At 73.4% G+C, this 20,088-nt stretch carries 19 protein-coding genes and 1 riboswitch; of the genes, 7 read left to right on the top strand and 12 right to left on the bottom strand.

From position 1 onward, the window contains the following. Positions 1 to 3 precede the first annotated feature (3 nt). The 4 genes from O1G21_RS27795 to metF all read right to left on the bottom strand — a co-directional run bounded on the left by O1G21_RS27795 (position 4) and on the right by metF (position 4,794). A complete protein-coding gene (locus O1G21_RS27795; RefSeq protein WP_270147491.1) occupies positions 4 to 2,271 on the bottom strand; it encodes a hypothetical protein in 2,268 nt (755 codons plus the stop codon). A gap of 70 nt (positions 2,272 to 2,341) precedes the next feature. Continuing rightward, a complete protein-coding gene (locus O1G21_RS27790) occupies positions 2,342 to 2,737 on the bottom strand; it encodes a hypothetical protein (protein WP_270147489.1) in 396 nt (131 codons plus the stop codon). A 115-nt stretch (positions 2,738 to 2,852) separates the two neighbouring features. Continuing rightward, positions 2,853 to 3,713: a hypothetical protein gene (locus O1G21_RS27785; RefSeq protein ID WP_270147487.1), complete on the bottom strand. Its 861-nt coding sequence runs from the start codon at positions 3,711 to 3,713 to the stop codon at positions 2,853 to 2,855. A 163-nt stretch (positions 3,714 to 3,876) separates the two neighbouring features. After that, positions 3,877 to 4,794, bottom strand: coding sequence for a methylenetetrahydrofolate reductase [NAD(P)H] (gene metF / locus O1G21_RS27780; RefSeq protein WP_270147485.1), 918 nt, complete (start codon positions 4,792 to 4,794; stop codon positions 3,877 to 3,879). 175 nt (positions 4,795 to 4,969) lie between these two features. Between metF and O1G21_RS27775 the strand changes: the two genes are divergently transcribed. Continuing rightward, entirely contained in the window at positions 4,970 to 6,076 is a 1,107-nt protein-coding gene (locus tag O1G21_RS27775; protein ID WP_270147484.1) for a polyprenyl synthetase family protein, read from the top strand. Positions 6,077 to 6,108: 32 nt separating this feature from the next. Here O1G21_RS27775 and thiE read toward each other — a convergent pair whose 3' ends face one another. Genes thiE through O1G21_RS27760 form a run of 3 tightly spaced genes read right to left on the bottom strand, consistent with a single transcriptional unit; the run spans position 6,109 to position 8,354 of the window. After that, on the bottom strand, positions 6,109 to 6,753 hold the full coding sequence (gene thiE / locus O1G21_RS27770) for a thiamine phosphate synthase (RefSeq protein ID WP_270147483.1): 645 nt from the start codon (positions 6,751 to 6,753) through the stop codon (positions 6,109 to 6,111). Continuing rightward, positions 6,753 to 7,118, bottom strand: a complete 366-nt coding sequence (locus O1G21_RS27765) for an Rv2175c family DNA-binding protein (protein ID WP_270147482.1) — start codon at positions 7,116 to 7,118, stop codon at positions 6,753 to 6,755. The genes thiE and O1G21_RS27765 overlap by 1 nt, the downstream gene beginning before the upstream one ends. Positions 7,119 to 7,151: 33 nt before the next feature. Beyond that, entirely contained in the window at positions 7,152 to 8,354 is a 1,203-nt protein-coding gene (locus O1G21_RS27760) for an NAD(P)/FAD-dependent oxidoreductase (protein ID WP_270147480.1), read from the bottom strand. An 83-nt stretch (positions 8,355 to 8,437) separates the two neighbouring features. After that, positions 8,438 to 8,550: riboswitch (TPP riboswitch) on the top strand. Here O1G21_RS27760 and thiO point away from each other — a divergent pair. From thiO to pknB, 4 genes are all read left to right on the top strand, one after another. After that, positions 8,545 to 9,729, top strand: coding sequence for a glycine oxidase ThiO (thiO, locus tag O1G21_RS27755; RefSeq protein ID WP_405000719.1), 1,185 nt, complete (start codon positions 8,545 to 8,547; stop codon positions 9,727 to 9,729). (Overlaps the previous riboswitch by 6 nt.) Beyond that, complete coding sequence (gene thiS / locus O1G21_RS27750) at positions 9,726 to 9,965, top strand: sulfur carrier protein ThiS (RefSeq protein ID WP_270147478.1); 240 nt, start codon at positions 9,726 to 9,728, stop codon at positions 9,963 to 9,965. Before thiO ends, thiS begins: the two co-directional genes overlap by 4 nt. Positions 9,966 to 9,968: 3 nt before the next feature. Beyond that, a complete protein-coding gene (locus O1G21_RS27745) occupies positions 9,969 to 10,775 on the top strand; it encodes a thiazole synthase (protein ID WP_270147475.1) in 807 nt (268 codons plus the stop codon). 73 nt (positions 10,776 to 10,848) lie between these two features. Further along, positions 10,849 to 12,624 carry a Stk1 family PASTA domain-containing Ser/Thr kinase gene (gene pknB, locus O1G21_RS27740; RefSeq protein ID WP_270147473.1) on the top strand — a complete coding sequence of 592 codons (1,776 nt, stop codon included), beginning with the start codon at positions 10,849 to 10,851 and terminating at the stop codon, positions 12,622 to 12,624. 13 nt (positions 12,625 to 12,637) lie between these two features. On the opposite strand, the gene O1G21_RS27735 is transcribed toward pknB, so the two are convergent. Further along, positions 12,638 to 13,267, bottom strand: coding sequence for a molybdopterin-dependent oxidoreductase (locus O1G21_RS27735; protein WP_270147471.1), 630 nt, complete (start codon positions 13,265 to 13,267; stop codon positions 12,638 to 12,640). Positions 13,268 to 13,498: 231 nt separating this feature from the next. On the opposite strand from O1G21_RS27735, the gene bfr reads away from it, so the two are divergent. Further along, on the top strand, positions 13,499 to 13,978 hold the full coding sequence (gene bfr, locus O1G21_RS27730) for a bacterioferritin (RefSeq protein ID WP_270147470.1): 480 nt from the start codon (positions 13,499 to 13,501) through the stop codon (positions 13,976 to 13,978). A 33-nt stretch (positions 13,979 to 14,011) separates the two neighbouring features. Here the strand turns inward: bfr and O1G21_RS27725 are convergent, their stop codons facing one another. Together O1G21_RS27725 and O1G21_RS27720 are read right to left on the bottom strand one after the other, a co-directional pair. Next, a complete protein-coding gene (locus O1G21_RS27725; protein ID WP_405000718.1) occupies positions 14,012 to 14,347 on the bottom strand; it encodes a (2Fe-2S)-binding protein in 336 nt (111 codons plus the stop codon). 175 nt (positions 14,348 to 14,522) lie between these two features. Then, complete coding sequence (locus tag O1G21_RS27720) at positions 14,523 to 15,857, bottom strand: class II 3-deoxy-7-phosphoheptulonate synthase (RefSeq protein WP_270147468.1); 1,335 nt, start codon at positions 15,855 to 15,857, stop codon at positions 14,523 to 14,525. 302 nt (positions 15,858 to 16,159) lie between these two features. Here O1G21_RS27720 and O1G21_RS27715 point away from each other — a divergent pair, with 302 nt between their 5' ends. Next, complete coding sequence (locus O1G21_RS27715) at positions 16,160 to 18,094, top strand: anthranilate synthase family protein (RefSeq protein WP_270147467.1); 1,935 nt, start codon at positions 16,160 to 16,162, stop codon at positions 18,092 to 18,094. A 39-nt stretch (positions 18,095 to 18,133) separates the two neighbouring features. Here the strand turns inward: O1G21_RS27715 and O1G21_RS27710 are convergent, their stop codons facing one another. Beyond that, a complete protein-coding gene (locus O1G21_RS27710) occupies positions 18,134 to 18,844 on the bottom strand; it encodes a response regulator (RefSeq protein ID WP_405000717.1) in 711 nt (236 codons plus the stop codon). Further along, complete coding sequence (macS, locus tag O1G21_RS27705; protein ID WP_270147465.1) at positions 18,841 to 20,073, bottom strand: MacS family sensor histidine kinase; 1,233 nt, start codon at positions 20,071 to 20,073, stop codon at positions 18,841 to 18,843. The genes O1G21_RS27710 and macS overlap by 4 nt, the downstream gene beginning before the upstream one ends. Positions 20,074 to 20,088 lie beyond the last annotated feature (15 nt).

Raw genomic sequence — 20,088 nt, 5'->3', positions numbered from 1 at the left:
CGGTCACCGCGAGGTCGCCGCGACGACGGCCTCGCGCAGCGATGCGGCCGCCCGACACGGGCGCTCGCGGTCCGCCGACCAGACGCCCAGCCAGTACACGAGGCGTTCACGGTGCTTGCCCGGCCGGCGGGCGATGCCGATCAGCAGCTCGCGCACCACCGGCAGTCGTCTCGGATCCCGCTCGGCGTAGTCCGTCAGCCAGGTGCGGAGGGTGGCCAACGCCTGCTCCTGGATCGGCTTGCGGGCCAGCGCCCTCGCCCACAACTCCTCGAGCGGGCGGCCGAGTTCGCCGACCCTGGTCCACAGCACCGACGGTCGGTCCGCCTCGCCGGCCGTGGCCGGATGGGTCCGCTCGGCGCTGAACAGGAACACCGACAGCGACTTGGCGACCATGGGCGAGAGGTCCTGCGCCTTCGACCATTCCAGCAGCGCTGCCAGCACCGCGTCGGCCCGCCCCTGATCGTTCAGTCGGACGACGCTCCACGCCACCGGGACCAGGTTGCCCCAGTCGTCCTTCCAGGCCAGGGCGATGCGCAGGACGGCCAGCGCGCGGTCCGGGGCGTCACGGCCGAGCAGGCCGCCGGCCGCCGTGGCGGCGGTCTTCGCCTGGCGCCGCGCCGCCGCCGACGTCCCCTCGACGGCCCACCGGTCGAGCCTGCCCCAGACCGCCTCGGTCAGCCCAGGCTGTCCGCCGATGACGCCGAGCGCGGTCGCGGCGGCCTGCCGCACCGGCCAGACCGTGCTGCTGGACCAGGACGAGAGGTACCGGTGCAGAGCGTGCTCGTGATCGCTCCAGGCCATCACGCCTGCGGCGACGGCGGCGCGGGCCCGGACCTCGACATCGCTGTGCACGAGCAGCCTGCGCAGCCACGCCAGCAGCTCGTTCCGCATCCCGTCCAGGTACGACCACGCGTGGGCCAGGACGGCCTGCCGGACCAGCGGGCTGCGAAAGCTGACCTTCGGCGGTCCGAACGGCCGCGCCGTCCCGTCATCCGCGGCCCCGCTCACCGTGATCCACGGCTGATCGTGTCCCAGCCGGTCCCGGTAGCGCAGCCCGGTCAGCGTGTACGGGTCGCGGACCAGGGCCGTGTGCAGCTGGATCGCGGCGTCAGACACCGTCAGATAGCTGGACCCCTCCAGCACGGCGGCGGAGACCGCGAAGCACAGCGCCTCAAGATCCTCGTGGCGGCTGAACCACTGGCGGACCTGCTCGCTGGGGTCGCGCAGCAGCGCGACTTGCTCCGCCAGATCCCGCCTTGCTCGAACGGTCCTGGCCAGGGCCACCGCGATCGCGGGTTCCGGCTGCTCGCGCAGCGCTTCGGCGGCGCCCGACCTCGCCAGCCGCGCCCGGAGGTCCCTGAGCTCCGCCTCGTCCGGTGCCGGTCCCAGGACATGGCGTTCCAGCACCTCGGTGGCGTCGATCGCGCCGAGGTCCGAGAACACGTACGGGGTACGGTCCGCGGCCCAGGCGAGCACTCCGCGGGGCGGACCGGTGATCACGACCATGAAGCTGTTCCTGGCCTTGAGCGCCGAGGCGGCGGCGGTCAGCCATCCGGAGTCGACGGCGTCGTAGACCGTGCTGCCACGGGCCGAGCGGTCGTCCAGCTCCACCAGGTATCCGGCGTTCTGGTGCGGCGGCGTCCAGGTGGCGCTCAGCACGGCGGACGGATCGGTCGACCGGTAGCAACTGCCGCCGTCCGCCGCCCCCGCGTCGATCAGCGCCTCCACCAGCAGGTTGACCGCAGCCGCTGCCCGGCCGGTCCCCGGTGGCTGGGCGAGCACGATCAGATGGCACTCCTGCAGCAGCTCCAGCGCCGACTTGTAGCCGTGCGGCCGGACGTAGCACGCGAGGTGGCCGTTCTGCTCGTCCGGCTCGATCCGTGCCAGGGAACCGCCGGCGGAGGCCGGCACACCGGTGCGCTCGGCGGCGTGACCGTGGACGTTGAATCCGCCTCCGAAGCTCACGGTGTCCTGGAACAGCGCCAGCGTGCCGATCCGCAACCCGGAGGGGTCGTCCCGCAGGCGGTGGGCGATCAGGTCCGCGATCTGCGCCACCCGTGCGGCGTCCGCCCACTCCTGCGGGTCGTCGGCTCCCTTGCTGAGCGCCACCAGGGCGGCCGCCTCGTTCAGCGGCCCCTCGCCCTCGTCGGCCGTCCCCGAGGGCGCCGGGTGCTTCTCGGCGGTCGCGTCGCCCGCCGGTACGGAACGGTCCCCCACGGCGGGATCGGCGCCACCGCGCTCGGCGTGGGACGCCGTCGCTTCGTCACTCAACTCTGGATCTTTCACACGGTCCTGGTGGCTGCCCTCGGCCGCCTCGGCAGGAGTCAGGAGGGATCGGCGGTCAGGAGAAGTTGAGGTCGCCCGCGACCTCGACCTTCCCGTGGTTCACCTGGACGTTCTTGATGACCGCCGCGTTGATCCCGCCCACTCCGCCCGCCGACCGCACCGATTCGTCGACCAGCCGACGAACCTCCTGCGCGAACTCGGAGTCCCGGAGCATGTACTCGTGCAGCACCCGGTGCAGTTCCCCCACCGCGGCCTCGTCGTCAGGGCTGTCACACGCCCGGGCCAGCGCCCCCTCGGCCTCGTGGTTGCCCGCGAACCGGTGCCGGATGCGCTCCACCAGACGGGACGCCACCGTCCACGAGGACCGGCCGGCCTCCTCGCCCACGGACTGGAGTGCCGCGGTCGCGGCGAGCGTGGCGCCTGCCAGTGCCGCAGTGCTGATCGGATCCATGCGTTGCCCCCGAGGAAAGGCGCCGTCTCCCTGGCTGATGTCAGCCCGCGGCGCACGTACGCGCACAGAGTATTGGGTCGGCAACGGCGATGGGGCCGGTTTCGGGAATTTCCACTCAGCCGTGTGACGGCCAGGTGTTCTGCTGCTGGTGGCCGTAGCCGCTCTGGTCGTACGCCGGCTGCTGCGGGATGCCCTGGCCGTGCTGCTCGGGCTGGGGCTGCCACTGCTGCTGGTGTTGCTGGTGCTGCTGCTGGGCGTTCGGGTCCCAGGCCGGCTGCGGGTAGCCCGCGTACGGGTCCTGCTGCTGGTAGCCGCCATACGGGTCCTGCTGCTGGGGGTAGCCGCCGTAGGACTGCTGCTGGTCGTAGGCGTAGGCGGGCTGCTGCTGGGTCTGCCACTGCTGCTGGTCGTAGCCGGACTGGTAGGCGGGGGCGTACGGGTCCTGCTGCGGCGGGGCCTGCTGCTGCTCGTAGTACGCGGGGGCGTAGACGCCGTCCTGGGCCAGTTCCTGCATCTCGAAGGGCGCGGTCCGCTCGACCTCCGGCTCCTCCTCGGCGGCCGGCACCGGCGCCGCCGACGCGACCGGGGTCTCCTCGACCGCGCTGACCTCGCCGACCCGCTTCTCCTCCGCCGTCCCGGCGGCCGCGACCGCCGCGCCGCTGGTCAGGGCGCCGAGCAGGGGCACCTTGGCGAGCGGGCCGGGCAGGCCGCCGTCGGCCTTCCGCAGGGACCAGCCGGCCTGGTAGCCCTTCTTGACCGAGAGGGTGACGAAGGCCTGGCCGACCGCGAACAGGCCCGCTCCGGCGCCGATCACCACGACCGAGCCCAGGCCCATCCCGACGACCACGCCGAGGAAGCCGGCCAGGGCGAGCACCCGCCAGTGCAGCGGCGCCCGGTTCTGCACCAGCACCTCGGCGATCAGCCAGAGCGCCACCACCGCCAACGCGACGTACAGCAGCAGGTATCCGATGCCCATCCGCGCGCTACCTCCAGTCGCGTGCCCGCGCGCGCCGCGCGTGTGCGGCGACTGTACCGGTTCAACGGCCGGGGTACCGCATCGCGTTCCCGCCGCCGTCGGCACCGGCCGCACACGACCGGGCCCACCACCGCGGAACGGTGACGGGCCCGTGAACAGAGGGCTAGGAGCGCTGGTGCAGGCCCAGGTTCTGGTAGATCTCCAGCGTCGCCGTCGAGTGGTTGAGCGTGATGAAGTGCAGGCCGGGCGCGCCCTCGGCGAGCAGTCGTTCGGCCATCGCGGTGGCGTGCTCCATGCCGACGGCCCGCAGCGCCGCCGGGTCGTCGACGGCGGCCCGCAGCCGGGCCTCCAGGTCGGCCGGGAAGGCCGAGCCGCTGAGCTGGGGGAAGCGCTCCAGCTGCTTGGCGTTGGTCACCGGCATGATCTCCGGGATGATCGGCGTCTCGCAGCCCGCGGCGGTGACCCGGTCGCGGAACCGCAGGTAGTCGTCCACCTCGAAGAACATCTGGGTGATCGCGTAGTCCGCGCCGGAGCGCACCTTCGCGATGAAGTGCCGGATGTCCTCGTCCCAGTCGGCCGAGCGCGGGTGCATGTTCGGGGAGGCCGCGACGCCGACGCAGAAGTCGCCGATGCCCTTGATCAGCTCCACCAGCTCGTAGGCGTAGGTGACGCCGTCCGGGTGACGGACCCATTCGCCCATCGGGTCGCCGGGCGGGTCGCCGCGGACCGCGAGGACGTTCCGCACTCCCTGGTCGGCGTACTGGCCGATGATGTTGCGCAGTTCGGCGACAGAGTGGTCCACGGCGGTCAGGTGGGCGACCGGGGTGAGCGTGGTCTCGGTGGCGATCCGGCCGACCATGTTGACGGTGCGCTCGCGCGAGGAGCCGCCGGCGCCGTACGTCATGCAGACGAAGTTCGGGTCCAGCGGTTCGAGTCGACGGATGGCGTCCCAGAGCCTCTGCTCGCCGACCTCGGTGCGGGGCGGCATGAACTCGAAGGAGAAGGAGCGCTTTCCGGCCGCCAGGAGCTCGCGGACCGTCAGTGCGCGGTCCGATCTCGTGGAAGCGATGCCGAGTGCCATGCTGGCAGGTTATCCGCCCCCCGAAGGGGCCGGACAACTCGATTCCACGATTCGGGACAAGTAGTGGACCCGCCTCCGCTTGCGCCCCGCACGCCCCCGCGGCCCCGCTCGCACGCCCGTTCCCAGCGGCCCCGCTACGCTTGCTGCACCCCCAGCGAACCAGCGGAGCCTCATCGTGACCTCGTCCAGCAACCGGCCGGCCAACCCCATTGACGTGGAGGACGTCCGCACGCGCGTCAACGCCGCCCTCGCCGCGTTCATGGACGACCAGTCCGCGCTGCTCGGCAAGATCTCGCCGCAGCTGGTGCCCGCCGCCGACGCCCTGCGCGACTTCCTGCTGGACGGCGGCAAGCGGCTGCGCCCGGCATTCTGCTACTGGGGCTGGCGGGCCGCCGGCGGCGCGGCCGGGGGCGAGGGGATCGCCAACGCGGCGGCCGCGCTGGAGCTGCTGCAGGCCAGCGCGCTGGTGCACGACGACCTGATGGACCGCAGCGACACCCGCCGCGGCCTGCCCTCGATCCACCGCCGCTTCGAGGCGCTGCACCGGGACAGCGGCTGGCGCGGCGACCGCGAGCAGTACGGCGCCTCGGCCGCGGTGCTGCTCGGCGACCTGCTGCTGATCTGGTGCGACGAGCTGTTCCTGCGCTCGGGCCTGGACCCGGCCGCCGTGCTGGGCGCCAAGCCGGTGTTCGACCTGATGCGCACCGAGGTCATGCTCGGCCAGTACCTGGACGTGCTGGAGCCGGTGGCCGGCGACTCGGCCGACGAGGGCGCGCTGGAGCGGGCGCGGACCGTCCTGCACTACAAGTCGGCGAAGTACACGATCGAGCGACCGCTGCAGGTCGGCGCCCTGCTCGCCGGAGCCGGGCCGGAGCTGGTCGAGGCCCTCGGGGCGTTCGGGCTGCCGCTGGGCGAGGCCTTCCAGCTGCGGGACGACCTGCTCGGCGTCTTCGGGGACCCTGCCGTCACCGGCAAGCCCGCCGGGGACGACCTGCGCGAGGGCAAGCGCACCCTGCTGGTCGCCCACGCGATGCGCGCCCTGCCGCAGGCCGACGCCCGGCACCTGGACGCCCGGCTCGGCGCACCGGACCTGGCCGTCGAGGAGGTCGCCGGGCTGCGCGAGCTGGTCGCCCGCAGCGGCGCGCCCGAGCTGGTGGAACGCCGGATCGACGAGCTGATGGGCCAGTCGCTGGCCGCGCTGGCCGCGGCGCCGCTCGCCGACGAGCAGGCCCGTACGGTGCTGCTGGCGCTGGCCGAGGCCGCCACCGTCCGCAAGTACTGACGGCGACGGCCCCGGGAGGGCCCGGGCAGGCCCTAAACCGCGCGCACCCGGCGGGCGAGCTCGGCGGCGGCCGCCCGCGGGTCCTCCGCCGCGGTGATGGCCCGGACCACGACGATCCGGCGGGCCCCGGCGGCCAGCACCTCGTCCACGTTGCCGAGGTCGATCCCGCCGATCGCGAACCACGGCCGGTCGGTGGCCTGCTCCGCCGTGTACGAGACCAGCCCGAGGCCCGGCGCCGGGCGGCCCGGCTTGGTCGGGGTCGGCCAGACCGGGCCGGTGCAGAAGTAGTCCACGCCCGGCTCGGCGATCGCCGCGTCCACCTCGGACTCGGCGTGGCAGGAGCGCCCGATCAGCACGTCCTCGCCGAGGATCGCCCGGGCGGCCGGCACCGGGAGGTCGTCCTGGCCGAGGTGCAGCACGTCCGGCCGGGCCGCGTGGGCGACGTCGGCGCGGTCGTTGACGGACAGCAGCTTGCCGTGCCGGCGGCAGGCGTCGGCGAAGACCTCCAAAGCCGCCAGCTCCTGCTTGGCCTCCAGGCCCTTGTCGCGGAGCTGGACGATGTCCACCCCGCCGGCCAGCGCCGCGTCCAGGAACTCGGCCAGGTCGCCCTGCTCGCGGCGGGCGTCGGTGCACAGGTAGAGCCGGGCGTCGGCCAGGCGGGACCGCAGGTCGGTCATCACAGCGCCATGGCCTGGGCGCGGCGCTTGACCTCGGTCGCGCGGTTCTCCCACAGCGCCTGCACCGGGGTGCCGGGCAGCGTCGGGTCCTCGGTGAACATCCACTCGACGATCTCCTGGTCGGTGAACCCGCTGTCCCGCAGCACGGTCAGCAGGCCGACCAGGTGCTTGACCGGGCCGGTCTCGTCGATGAACGCCGCCGGGACCTGCAGCGACTTGTTCGGTCCGCGGCGGACCGCGATCAGGTCACCCTTCTTGACCATGTTGCGGACCTCGGTGACCAGCACACCCCACCGCTCGGAGATGTCGGGCAGGTACAGCCACTCGGGGACCAGGGCGTCAGTCTTGGCATCGATCTCACTCACGGCACCAGACTGCCACCTCGGCACCTCCCGGCGCTAAGCGGTGGCCCCCTTGAGCGCGACCGACGGGTCCGCCGCGAGGGTCCGGTCCAGCGGCGTCCCGCGCTCGATCAGCTTCCGCCCCTGGGTGAGGTCGCGCGGCCGGTCCACCGCGAGCAGCGCGCTCGGCACCCCGTCGCGCAGCCAGAGCACCGACCAGGCGGCGTCCCGCGGGCTGCCGCGCCACAGCAGTTCGTCGCCCTCGGCGTGCCGGCCGAGGTACTGGACCATCCGCCCGAACTGCTCGGACCAGAAGTACGGCACCGGGTCGTACGGCGCGTCCGCCCCGAGCACCGCGGCGGCCGCCGCCTCGCCCGACTGCAGAGCGTGGTCCCAGTGCTGGACGGCCAGCCGGGCGCCGGAACGGGCCGAGGGGTAGCTGACGCAGTCCCCGGCCGCGAACACCCCGGGCAGCCCGGTGCGCAGCCGCCCGTCCACCACGACCGCGCCGGAGGCGTCCAGCTCGACGCCCGAACCGGCCAGCCAGCCGGTCGCGGGGCGGGCGCCGACGCCGACCACCACCTCGTCGGCGGGCAGGTGGGAGCCGTCCGCCAGCAGCACCGCCCCGGCCTCGACGGCGGCCACGCCGACCCCGCAGCGCAGCTCGACCCCGGCCTCGGCGTACCAGGCGGCCATCGCCGAGCCGACCTCGGTCGGCAGCGCGCCCGGCAGCGGCGCCGGACCGGCCTCGACCACGGTGACCTCGCAGCCGGCCTGGCGCGCGGCGGTGGACACCTCGGCACCGATCCAGCCCGCGCCGACCAGCACCAGCCGCAGGCCGGGGCGCAGCAGCGCGCGCAGCGCCAGGGCGTCGTCCAGGGTGTGCAGCAGGTGGGCGCGCTCGGCTCCGGGCAGGGCGCGCGGGGTGGCGCCGGTGGCGATCACCAGCGAGTCGTACGGGAGGTCGCCGCCGTCGGTGTGCAGCACGCCCGGGGTCAGGCCGGTGGCCCGGCGACCGGTGAGCAGCTCGATGCCGAGCCCCGCGTAGTCGATGTCCAGGGTGGTGGCGTCGGTCTTGCCGAGCAGCACGTCCTTGGAGAGCGGCGGCCGGTCGTACGGCGCGTGCCGTTCCTCCCCGACCAGCACGATCCGCCCCCGCCAGCCACCCTGCCGCAGCTTCAGGGCGCACTGCGCCCCGCCCAGCCCGGCTCCGACGACGACCACCTGGTCCGTTCCGTTCAGCTCTGCCACGCCCGTCACTGTACTCAGCGGTGCCACGGGCCCCGGCGGCCGTCCACTCCTCGTCGGGCCCTTCGGCCGGGCCGACCCCCGGCGTTAAGGTGGGGGCACCACACGGGAGCCCGGCGAACCGGGCTGAGAGGCGGGCTGGCACGGCCCGCGACCGTCCGAACCTGATCCGGGTCATACCGGCGAAGGGAGAAGAGCAGCTTTGTCACGCTTGCCATCGGGCAACCGCGCCGACGTGCTGGTGATCGGCGGGGGCGTCATCGGCCTCGCCGTCGCCTGGCGCGCCGCACAGCGCGGGCTGCGGAACGTGATCGTGGTCGACCCCTGCCACGGCGGGGGCGCGGCCGGGGTCGCGGCCGGGATGCTCGCCCCGGTCACCGAGCTGCAGTACGGCGAGGAGCCGCTGCTGCACCTCGGGATGGCCTCCAACCAGCGGTACGAGAGCTTCGCCGCCGAGCTCACCGAGGCCAGCGGTGGCCTCGACACCGGCTACCGCCGCTGCGGCACCATCGCCGTCGCGCTGGACTCCGACGACCGCGAGGAACTGCGCGAACTGCACGCCTTCCACCAGCGGCTGGGCCTGGACTCCAGCTGGCTGACCGGCCGGGAGGCCCGCAAGCTGGAGCCGATGCTCGCCCCCGGCGTGCGCGGCGGCCTGCACGTCGCGGACGACCACCAGGTGGATCCGCGCCGGCTGCTCACCGCCCTGGTCACCGCCTGCGAGCGGGCCGGCGTCCTGCTGCACCGGGCCGAGGCCGTCGAGCTGCTGGTCGACGGCGACCGCGCGACCGGCGCCCGGCTGAGCACCCACGAGACCGTGACCGCCGACCGGATCGTGCTCGCCGCCGGCCCGCACAGCCACCGGCTGCCCGGCCTGCCCGAGGGCGCGCTGCCCGCCATCCGCCCGGTGAAGGGGCAGGTGCTGCGCCTCCAAATCCCGGACGCCTACCGGCCGTTCCTGTCCCGCAACGTCCGCGCGGTGGTGCGCGGCCAGCACCTGTACCTGGTGCCCCGGGAGAACGGTGAGCTGGTGGTCGGCGCGACCACCGAGGAGCAGGGCTACGACACCACCGTCACCGCCGGCGGGGTGTACGAACTCCTGCGTGACGCCCATGAGTTGGTCCCGGGCATCACCGAACTCCCGCTCGCCGAGACGGCGGCCGGACTGCGCCCGGGCTCGCCGGACAACGCCCCGTTGCTGGGCCCGACCTCGCTGCCCGGGCTGGTCGCCGCCACCGGCCACTACCGCAACGGCGTGCTGCTCACGCCGGTGACCGCCGACCTGCTCGCCGACTACCTGGCGAACGGCGAAGTCCCCGAGCTGGCAAAGCCGTTCACGCCCACCCGATTCCTCCCCGACGCCCCCACCACGAAGGCCTCCGCATGACCGAGACCAGCCCGACCGACACCGCCCCGGCCGAGATCGCCCTGAGCGTCAACGGCGAGCCCCGCCGGGTGCCCGCCGCCACCACCCTCGCCGAGCTGGTGGCCACCGTCAGCCCCGCCAACACCGGCGTCGCCGCCGCCCTCAACGAGGCCGTGGTGCCGCGCAGTTCGTGGCCCGCGACGGCGCTGAACGGCGGCGACCGGGTCGAGATCCTCACCGCCGTCCAGGGAGGCTGAACCATGGCCGACGACCTTCTGAGCATCGCCGGGACGACCTTCTCCTCCCGGCTGATCATGGGCACCGGCGGTGCGCCGAGCCTGGAGGTGCTGGAGCGCGCCCTGCTCGCCTCCGGCACCGAGTTGACCACCGTGGCCATGCGCCGGGTCGACGCCACCACCCAGGGCTCCGTCCTGGACGTGCTGACCCGCAACGGCATCGGTGTCCTGCCCAACACGGCCGGCTGCTTCACCGCCGGCGAGGCCGTGCTGACCGCCCGACTGGCCCGCGAGGCGCTCGGCACCGACTGGGTGAAGCTCGAGGTGATCGCCGACGAGCGCACCCTGCTGCCGGACCCGATCGAACTGCTGGACGCCGCCGAGACCTTGGTCGACGACGGCTTCACGGTGCTCCCGTACACCAACGACGACCCGGTGCTGGCCCGCAAGCTGGAGGAGGTCGGCTGCGCGGCCATCATGCCGCTGGGCTCGCCGATCGGCTCCGGCCTGGGCATCCGCAACCCGCACAACTTCCAGCTGATCGTGGAGGGCGCCGGTGTCCCGGTGATCCTGGACGCGGGCGCCGGCACCGCCTCCGACGTCGCGCTGGCGATGGAGCTGGGCTGCTCGGCGGTGATGCTCGCCTCCGCGGTGACCCGGGCTCAGGACCCGGTGCTGATGGCCGAGGCGATGCGGCACGCCGCCGAGGCGGGCCGGCTCGCCCACCGGGCCGGGCGCATCCCGCGCCGCTTCCACGCCGAGGCCTCCTCCGCGATGGCCGGCCGGGCCGACCTGGACACCCGGGAGCGGCCCGCCTTCCAGTCCGTGTAGGCCGTGTCACAAGCCGGTCCCGGAGCGGTGTCCGCCGGGACCGGCGTCCGCCCGCCCCACTAGACTCCTGCGGGTGGACAAGGCATTGCACGACCCGCTGATCGGGACCCTGCTCGACAACCGGTACCGGGTCGAGCAGCGCATCGCGACCGGCGGGATGTCCACCGTCTACAAGGGCACCGACACCCGGCTGGACCGGGTGGTCGCCCTCAAGGTGATGCATCCCCAGCTGGCCGGGGACGAGGGCTTCACCGCCCGCTTCATCCGCGAGGCCAAGGCGGTCGCCAAGCTCACCCACCCCAACGTGGTCAACGTCTTCGACCAGGGTGCGGACGGCGGAAACGTTTTCCTCGCCATGGAGTACGTGCCCGGCCGCACCCTGCGCGACCTGCTGCGCGACCGCGGCGCGCTGTCCGTCCGGGCCGCGCTGGACGTGCTGGAGCCGGTGCTCGCCGCCCTCGGCGCCGCCCACCGGGCCGGGCTGGTCCACCGGGACGTCAAGCCGGAGAACGTGCTGATCACCGAGAGCGGCCTGGTCAAGGTCGCCGACTTCGGCCTGGTCCGGGTGCTCGGCAGCGCCGACGGCGCGCCCACCTCGACCACCACCGCCACCGGCGGCACCGTCATGGGCACGGTCTCCTACCTGGCCCCCGAGCAGATCCTCCCGGACGCCCCCACCGACCAGCGGGTCGACGTCTACGCGGCCGGCATCCTGCTGTACGAGATGCTCACCGGCCGCCGCCCGCACACCGGCGACAACCCCGTCCAGGTGATGTACAAGCACCTGCACGAGGACGTCCCCGCCCCCTCGCTGACCGCCCCCACCGTCGCCCCGGCACTGGACGCCATAGTGGCCGGCGCCTGCGCCCGGGCCGTCGACGCCCGCCCGTACGACGCGGTGGAGCTGCTCGCCGCCCTCCAGCGGGTCCGCCGCACGCTCACCCCCGCCGAGCTGGACGCCGAGCCGCCGGCCTCCACCCGGCCAAGCCCGCGCTACCCGACCAGCGAGCCGACCTCGGTGATCCAGCCGCTGCCCCGGCCCGCCGACGCCCCGCCGGCGGAGCGCACCAGCGTGCTGGACCTGCCGGCGGAGCTGATGGACCAGCTGCTCGCCGAGCCCCGCCCGTACGACGAGCCCACCCCGGTCCGGGTGCGCCGGCCGCGCCGCGTCCCGCGCAAGCCGCTGATCTGGGCGGCCGCGCTGACCGCCCTGGTGCTGGCGGTCGGCGGCGCGACCTACGGCATCTCCGCGGGGCTCTACGGCTCGGTGCCGGGGGTGCTCGGCAAGGACCGCGGCGAGGCGCAGCGGATGCTGGACCAGGAGGGCATGCACGGCCGGTTCGTCGAGGCGTTCAGCGAGTCCGTCCCGGCCGGGCAGGTGATCTCCACCGACCCCGGGGTGGGCGCGCGCACCCGCAAGAGCGACTCGGTGACGATCACCGTCTCCAAGGGCCCCAAGCGGATCGCGGTGCCGGACGTCACCGGCAAGAGCGCGGACGACGCGGCCGCCGCGCTCGCCGGCGCCCAGCTGACCAGGGGCGGCGTGACCCAGACCTACAACGACACCGTGCCGGACGGTTCGGTGATCAGCAGCTCGCCGGCCGCCGGGCAGATGCTGCCGGAGAACGCCGCGGTCGCGCTGGTGGTCAGCAAGGGCATGGTGCCGGTCCCGGACGTCAGCGGGATGAGCCGGGACGACGCGCAGAGGGCGCTGCAGGCGGCGGGCTTCACCATGAAGGCCGCCACCGACTGGACGCTGGGCATGGGTAAGGTGAGCGGCCAGTCCCCGGCGGCCGGCGAGCGGCGGCCGCAGAAGACCGTGGTGACGGTCAACTTCTCGCTGTTCTAGGGGATTTCGGGGCTCAGCGGAGCGGCCCGTCGCCCGGCTCCTCCTGGTAGGAGTAGCGCTGTTCGCGCCAGGGGTCGGCCAGGTTGTGGTAGCCGCGCTCCTCCCAGAAGCCGCGCCGGTCGGCCCGCATGTACTCCACCGCGCGCACCCACTTGGGGCCCTTCCAGGCGTACAGCCCCGGGACCACCAGCCGGACCGGGAAGCCGTGCTCGGCGGTCAGCGCCTCGCCGTTGCGGTGGGTGGCCAGCAGGGTGCGCCGGTCGGCGAAGTCGGCCAGCCGCAGGTTGGCGCTGTAGCCGTACTCGGCCCAGACCATGACGTGGGTGACGCCGGGCGCCGGGGGCACCAGGTCGAGCAGGAGGGCCGCGGGCACGCCCGTCCACTCGTTGCCGAGCAGGGAGAACTTGGTGACGCAGTGCAGGTCGGCGACCACGGTGGTGCGCGGCAGGGCGTTGAAGGCCGCGAAGTCCCAGCTGTGCTTCTCCGCCGAGGCGGTGGCGCCGAACACCTGGAGGTCCCAGCTCAGCGGCTTGAAGCGGGGCACCGGCCCGTAGTGCAGGGCGGGCCAGCCGCGCTGCGCGCGCTGACCCGGGGGGAGCCTCGGGTCAGACGGCGGAAGCGGTTCTTGTTCGGACTGACCCATGGCTCCATGGTGACAGACGGCGGACGAGCCACGGCGCGCGCCCCTTGGCCCGCGCTTCACGCCCTGCCCGTACGGGCCAAAGGTCGATCGCACACCCCGCGATCACCGCCCAAATCGGATATTCCGCCACATGTCCTAGTGAGTGTGAACTTACTGGAATTTCCTCCCGATACGGTGCCAGGATGCCCAGCGCAGGACTCACCGCAGGACGTAGCGCAGGGAGGCAGCACCATGCAGGGCGACCCGGAGGTCATCGAGTTCCTCAACGAGCAGCTCACGGCCGAGCTCACCGCGATCAACCAGTACTTCCTGCACGCCAAGATGCAGGAGAACTTCGGCTGGACGAAGCTCGCCAAGTACACCCGGCACGAGTCCTTCGACGAGATGAAGCACGCCGAGACGCTCACCGACCGGATCCTGTTCCTGGAGGGGCTGCCCAACTACCAGCGGCTGTTCCACGTCCGGATCGGCCAGACGGTCAAGGAGATGTTCGAGGCGGACCGCCAGATCGAGGTCGAGGCGATCGACCGGCTCAAGCGCGGGATCGTGGTGATGCGGGCCAAGAACGACGTCACCTCGGCGAACATCTTCGAGGACATCCTGGCCGACGAGGAGCACCACATCGACTACCTCGACACCCAGCTGGAACTCCTGGACAAGCTCGGCGAGGCGCTCTACCTCGCCCAGCAGATCGAGCAGCCGGAGTCCTAGCCGAACGCCTCCCGGCTCAGGCCACCGCAGCGCTCAGGCCACCCGCAGCGGGACCACCGGCGCGATCGGGCCCGCCGGTGCCGTCGGGACCGGCTTCGGGGCGGCCGGCGCGGGAACGTCCTGGACCTCCGGGTCGGCGAGGCCGAGCTTCGCGGCCAGCCGGGCGGTCGGGCAGGGCCGGGCGCCGTGCTCGCCGAGCAGCGCCTGGATCCGGCGGACGCAGGACCCGCAGTCCGTGCCGGCCTTGCAGCCCTTGGCTATCTGGCGCGGAGTGCCGGCACCCCCGTCGATCGCCTTCTTCACCTGGTCCTCGGTGACCGCATGGCACATGCAAACGTACATCGCGGTCTCTCCCGGGGTGAAGCGCACGGAGTGGATCTTGACTAAGGCTTGCCTTAGTTCACTAAGCCTCACCTTACCTGGCGATCCGGGCACGAAAAAGCCCCTCCGGGCTCGGGAATCCCGAATCCGGAGGGACCTTCGTCACAGTCACTCGCCCGCTCGCCCGCCCCGAGCCGAAGGGTCGGGGCGGGAGGCCGGTGGATCACTGGCCCCGGTACATCTCCGCCACCAGGAACGCCAGGTCCAGCGACTGGCTGCGGTTGAGCCGCGGGTCGCAGGCCGTCTCGTAGCGCTGGTGAAGGTCGTCGACCAGCACCTCGTCACCGCCGCCGACGCACTCGGTGACGTCGTCGCCGGTCAGCTCCACGTGGATGCCGCCCGGGTGGGTGCCGAGCGCGCGGTGGACCTCGAAGAAGCCCTTGACCTCGTCCAGCACGTCGTCGAAGCGGCGGGTCTTGTGACCGCTGGAGGCCTCGAAGGTGTTGCCGTGCATCGGGTCGCAGATCCACACCGGCTGGGCGCCGGAGGCGGTGACCTTCTCCACCAGGGTGGGCAGGTGGTCGCGGATCTTGCCCGCGCCCATCCGGGTGATGAAGGTCAGACGACCGGGCTCGCGCTCCGGGTCCAGCTTCTCGATCAGGGTGAGCGCCTCGTCCACCGAGGTGGTCGGGCCCAGCTTGACCCCGATCGGGTTGCGGATCTTGGAGGCGAACTCGATGTGCGCGTGGTCCAGCTGCCGGGTGCGCTCACCGATCCACACCATGTGGCCGGAGACGTCGTACAGGTCGCCGGTGCGCGAGTCCACGCGGGTCAGCGCGGTCTCGTAGTCGAGGATCAGCGCCTCGTGCGAGGAGAAGAACTCGACGGTCTTGAACTCCTCCGGCGCCACGCCACAGGCGTTCATGAACGCCAGGGCGTTGTCGATCTCCCGGGCGAGCTGCTCGTAGCGCTGGCCGGCCGGCGAGTTGCGCACGAAGTCCTGGTTCCAGGCGTGCACCTGGCGCAGGTCGGCGTAACCACCGGTGGTGAAGGCACGCACCAGGTTCAGCGTCGCGGCGGAGGCGTTGTACATCCGCTTCAGGCGCTCCGGGTCCGGGATCCGGGACTCGGGGGTGAACTCGAAACCGTTCACCGAGTCGCCTCGGTAGACCGGCAGGGTCACGCCGTCCCGGGTCTCGGTCGACTTCGAGCGCGGCTTGGAGTACTGGCCGGCGATCCGGCCGACCTTCACGACCGGCACCGAGGCGGCGTACGTCAGCACGGCCGCCATCTGCAGCAGGGTCTTCAGCTTGTTGCGGATGTGCTCCGCCGACACGCCGTCGAAGGCCTCGGCGCAGTCGCCGCCCTGCAGGAGGAACGCCTCCCCACGCGCCACGGCACCGAGCCGGGCGCGCAGCTGGTCACACTCGCCGGCGAAGACGAGGGGCGGATAGGAGGAGAGCTCGGCAAGGGTCTTGCGCAGAGCCTCTTGGTCCGGCCATTCAGGCTGCTGCGCCGCGGGCAGGGACTGCCAGGTGTGGAGGTTCGTCACGGTCACACGGCAAGGCTACGGGGTGACGCAGGTGATCCGTGACCATTGCCCGAGTGGTGAGACACCTTCCGGACACATTCCGCGTCGGGGCTCACCCGCCCGGCCGCATCGGCTACGCTCGACCCATGCACGCGCCCCACACCCACTGCTGGTGGTGGGCCTCCCCCACGGGTGGCCCACAGATCGCGCGTTCCTAGACGAACACGACGGCCGCCCCTCGGGGCGGCCGTCGTGCGTCCGAGCAGGACGGCCCTCCGGGAGCGGAACCACCACCGCCTCGCCCTCCACCCCGGAAGGAAGCCGTACTCGTGACCACCCCCGCCGAGCTGCTCGCCCGCCTCAGCGCCCCCGGCGCCCCCGCCTTCGCGCTGCTGCACCGCCGCACCCCCCGGCACGCCCCGGACACCGTCGAGGTGCTGCTGGGCACCGTCGACAGCTACCAGTACCTCGCCGACCTGCCGGTCCGGGCCGGCGTCCCGGCCGACGGCCCGGTCCACGACCTGCTCGCGCTGGTTCCCTACCGGCAGATCCGCGAGCGCGGCTTCGAGGCCCACGACGACGGCACCCCGCTGCAGGCCCTCGCGGTGACCGAGCAGTACGCCCTGCCGCTGGCCGAGTTCACCGCCGCGCTGCCGCAGCTGCCGGTCACCCTGTCCGGCGGGGAGTTCGACGTGGACGACGAGGCGTACGCGGCCATCGTCCGCCGGGTCATCGAGGACGAGATCGGCAACGGCGAGGGCGCCAACTTCGTGATCCGGCGCGACTTCCACGCCACCTTGGAGGCCTTCGGCCCCGAACTCGCGCTCACCCTGTTCCGCCGGCTGCTGGACCAGGAACGCGGCGCGTACTGGACCTTCCTGGTGCACACCGGCGAGAGGGTCCTGGTCGGCGCCTCGCCCGAGGTGCACGTCCGGCAGAGCGGCGGCACGGTCGTGATGAACCCGATCTCCGGCACCTACCGCTACCCGGCCGGCGGCTCCGACCTCGACTCGCTGCTCCGGTTCCTCCACGACCCCAAGGAGCTGGAGGAGCTGACCATGGTGGTCGACGAGGAGCTGAAGATGATGTGCACCGTCGGCGACCTCGGCGGCCAGGTGCTCGGCCCCCGGCTCAAGGAGATGTCCCACCTCGCCCACACCGAGTACGAGCTGCGCGGACGCACCTCGATGGACGTCCGCGAGGTGCTGCGCGAGACGATGTTCGCCGCCACCGTCACCGGCAGCCCGGTGCAGAACGCCACCCGGGTGATCCGGCGCTACGAGCCCGGCGGGCGCGGCTACTACTCCGGCGCGCTCGCCCTGATCGGGCGCTCGGCGAGCGGCGGGCAGCTGCTGGACTCGCCGATCTGCATCCGCACCGCCGACATCGACCCGGCCACCGGACGGCTGGTCGTCCGGGTCGGCGCCACACTGGTGCGCCACTCCGTCCCGGAGTCCGAGGTCGCCGAGACCCACGCCAAGGCCGCCGGGGTGCTCACCGCGATCGGCGCCCGGCCCGCACCCGCCCGGCTCCCCCACCCCGGCGGGCCCCGGCTCGCCGACGACCACCGGGTGCAGACCGCGCTGGACGCCCGCCGGGCCGACCTCGCCCCGTTCTGGCTGCGGATGCAGACGCCCTCCCGGGCCACCCAGGCCGAGCCGACCCTGGTGGTGGACGGCGAGGACACCTTCACCTCGATGCTCAGCCACCTGCTGACCTCGCTCGGTCACCGGGTCACCGTGGTCCGGTTCGACCGGCCGGGCCTGCGCGAGCTGGTCGCGGCGCACCACGGCCCGCTGGTGCTCGGCCCCGGCCCGGGCGACCCGGCGCTCGCCGACGACCCCAAGATGGCGGTGCTGCGACCGGTCGTCGCGGACGCCCTGGCCGCCGTCCGCTCCGGCGCCCGGACCGCCCCGCTGCTCGCGGTCTGCCTCAGCCACCAACTGCTCTCCGCCGAACTCGGGCTCGCGCTGGGCCGCAAGGCCGTCCCGTACCAGGGCGCGCAGGAGCGCATCGACCTCTTCGGCACCAAGCGGACGGTCGGCTTCTACAACACCTTCACCGCGCGCTGCTCGGACGCCGACGCGGCCCGGCTCGCCACCGCGGGCGTCGAGGTCGCCCGGGACACCGCCACCGGCGACGTCCACGCCCTGCGCGGCCCCGGCTTCGCGGGCCTGCAGTTCCACCCCGAGTCGGTGCTCACCCGGGACGGCGTGGACATCGTCGCCGCGCTGCTGCGAGAGGCAACAGCGGTACGGGGCTGAAGAGTTGACGGGCCCGGGCGGCAACCGCCCGGGCCCCGCTCACAGTTCCTCGTCCAGCCCCTGCTCGATCGCGTACCGGACCAGCTCCACCCGGTTGTGCAACTGCAGCTTGCCCAGCGTGTTCTGCACGTGGTTCTGCACCGTCCGGTGCGACAGCACCAGCCGGTCGGCGATCTGCCGGTACGACAGGCCCTTGGCCACCAGCCGCAGCACCTCGGTCTCCCGGGCGGTCAGCTGCGGGACGGCCGGCGCCGAGGCCTGGGCCGGCTCCGCGGCCAGTCGGCGGAACTCGCCGAGCACCAGTCCGGCCAGGCCCGGGGTGAACACCGCGTCGCCGACGGCCGTACGGCGCACCGCGTCCAGCAGTTCCTCCCGCCCGGCCGACTTCACCAGGTACCCGGTCGCACCGGACTTCACCGCCTCCAGCACGTCCTGGTGCTCGCCGCTGGCCGACAGCACCAGCACCCGCACCGCCGGGTCGTGCGCGACCACCTGGCGGCACACCTCGGCGCCGGGCAGCCCGGGCAGGTTGAGGTCCAGCACGACGACCTGCGGCGAGCAGGCCCGGGCGCGGCGCACCGCCTCCTCGCCGTCGCCCGCGGTGGCCACCACGTCCAGACCGGCCTCGGCGAGGTCGCGCGAGACCGCGTCCCGCCACATCGGGTGGTCGTCCACCACCATCACCCGCACCGGCCGGTCGGTGGCCGGCTGATCGGTCGCCGGCTGATCGGTCATTCGCTGGTCAGTCATCGGGAGGCCTTCCTCGGGACGCGCAGTTCGACCTCGACGCCCTCCCCGGGCGCCGAGTACAGCTCGGCCGTGCCGCCGAGGTCCAGCACCCGGCCGCGGATGGACTGGGAGACGCCCAGCCGACCGGCCCGCTCCGCCTCGCCGAGCCGCCCCGGCGCGAAGCCCGGGCCGTCGTCGCGGATGCTGACCGTGACGGCCTCCGGCTCGTCCTCCACCAGGATCCAGGCCCGGGCCCCCTCCCCGGCGTGCCGGCGGACGTTGTCGACGGCCGCGCCGACCGCCGCGGCCAGCTCGCCCGCCGCCGGGCCCGGCAGCAGCACCGGGGTGCCCGGGGCGGAGAGCGTGATCCGCTCGTCGGCGTACGGGCGCAGCAGCGCGGTGAGGTCGCGCGGCGCGGCGGGGTCGGGCGCTTCGGCGGGCCCGGCCTCCGGCAGCCGCTGCGCCGGGAGCGGGCCGCCGGTCATCAGGGCCCGCAGCGCGCGCTCCTGTTCACCGGCGAGGCGGCCCAGTTCGGCGAAGTCCGCACCGCCGCCGCTGCCGGTGCCGTCGCCCAGCTCCGCGCCCCGGCGCTGGACCAGGGCCAGCACCTGGAGCACGCCGTCGTGGATGTCCCGGGAGAGCCGTTCGCGCTCCCGGGTGGCCGCTTCGACCTGCAGCGCCCGGGTCAGCGTGGCCTCACTGGCGCGGGCCAGCTCGATCACGTAGCCGATCGCGCAGCCGGCCACCAGCAGCAGCACGATGTTGTGGATGTTGTCGCCGGTGGGCCCGCCGTGGCTGAGGATGTTGGCCACCCCGATCACCGCGCCGGACGCCGCCGCCGGGCGCCAGCCGCCCTTGGCGGCGAAGCCGAGCACCGTACCGGCGGCCCAGATGGTGGGCAGGGTGGGCGCGCCGTGGCTGATCCGGCCCGGGGCGTCGGTCATCCCGCTCAGCACGATGCCGGTGACCGCCAGGGTGAGGTCGAAGCCGAGGACGTACCAGGTGCAGCGCTGCGGGTTGGCGAAGGCCCGGGTGCTGGCGAGCGTCCAGAGGATCAGCGCGCCGAAGTAGATCCAGCCGGCGACCGGGTGCAGGAAGTGCAGGTAGGAGTTGAAGTAGCGCAGCAGCGCGTAGCCGAGGGCCAGCACCCGGAAGTAGGAGATGGCCTTCCACAGCGGGAGCTCGACGGACATGCCGCCGGCTGCCAGCGTTCCGCCGACCGCACCGCCCGTTCTCGCGCCCTCCGCCATGCCCCGGCCCCTCCC

Source organism: Kitasatospora cathayae, assembly GCF_027627435.1.
Classification (GTDB): Bacteria; Actinomycetota; Actinomycetes; order Streptomycetales; family Streptomycetaceae; genus Kitasatospora; species Kitasatospora cathayae.
Note: the sequence above shows the minus strand (reverse complement) of the source record. Positions and strands in the feature narration are given on the sequence as shown.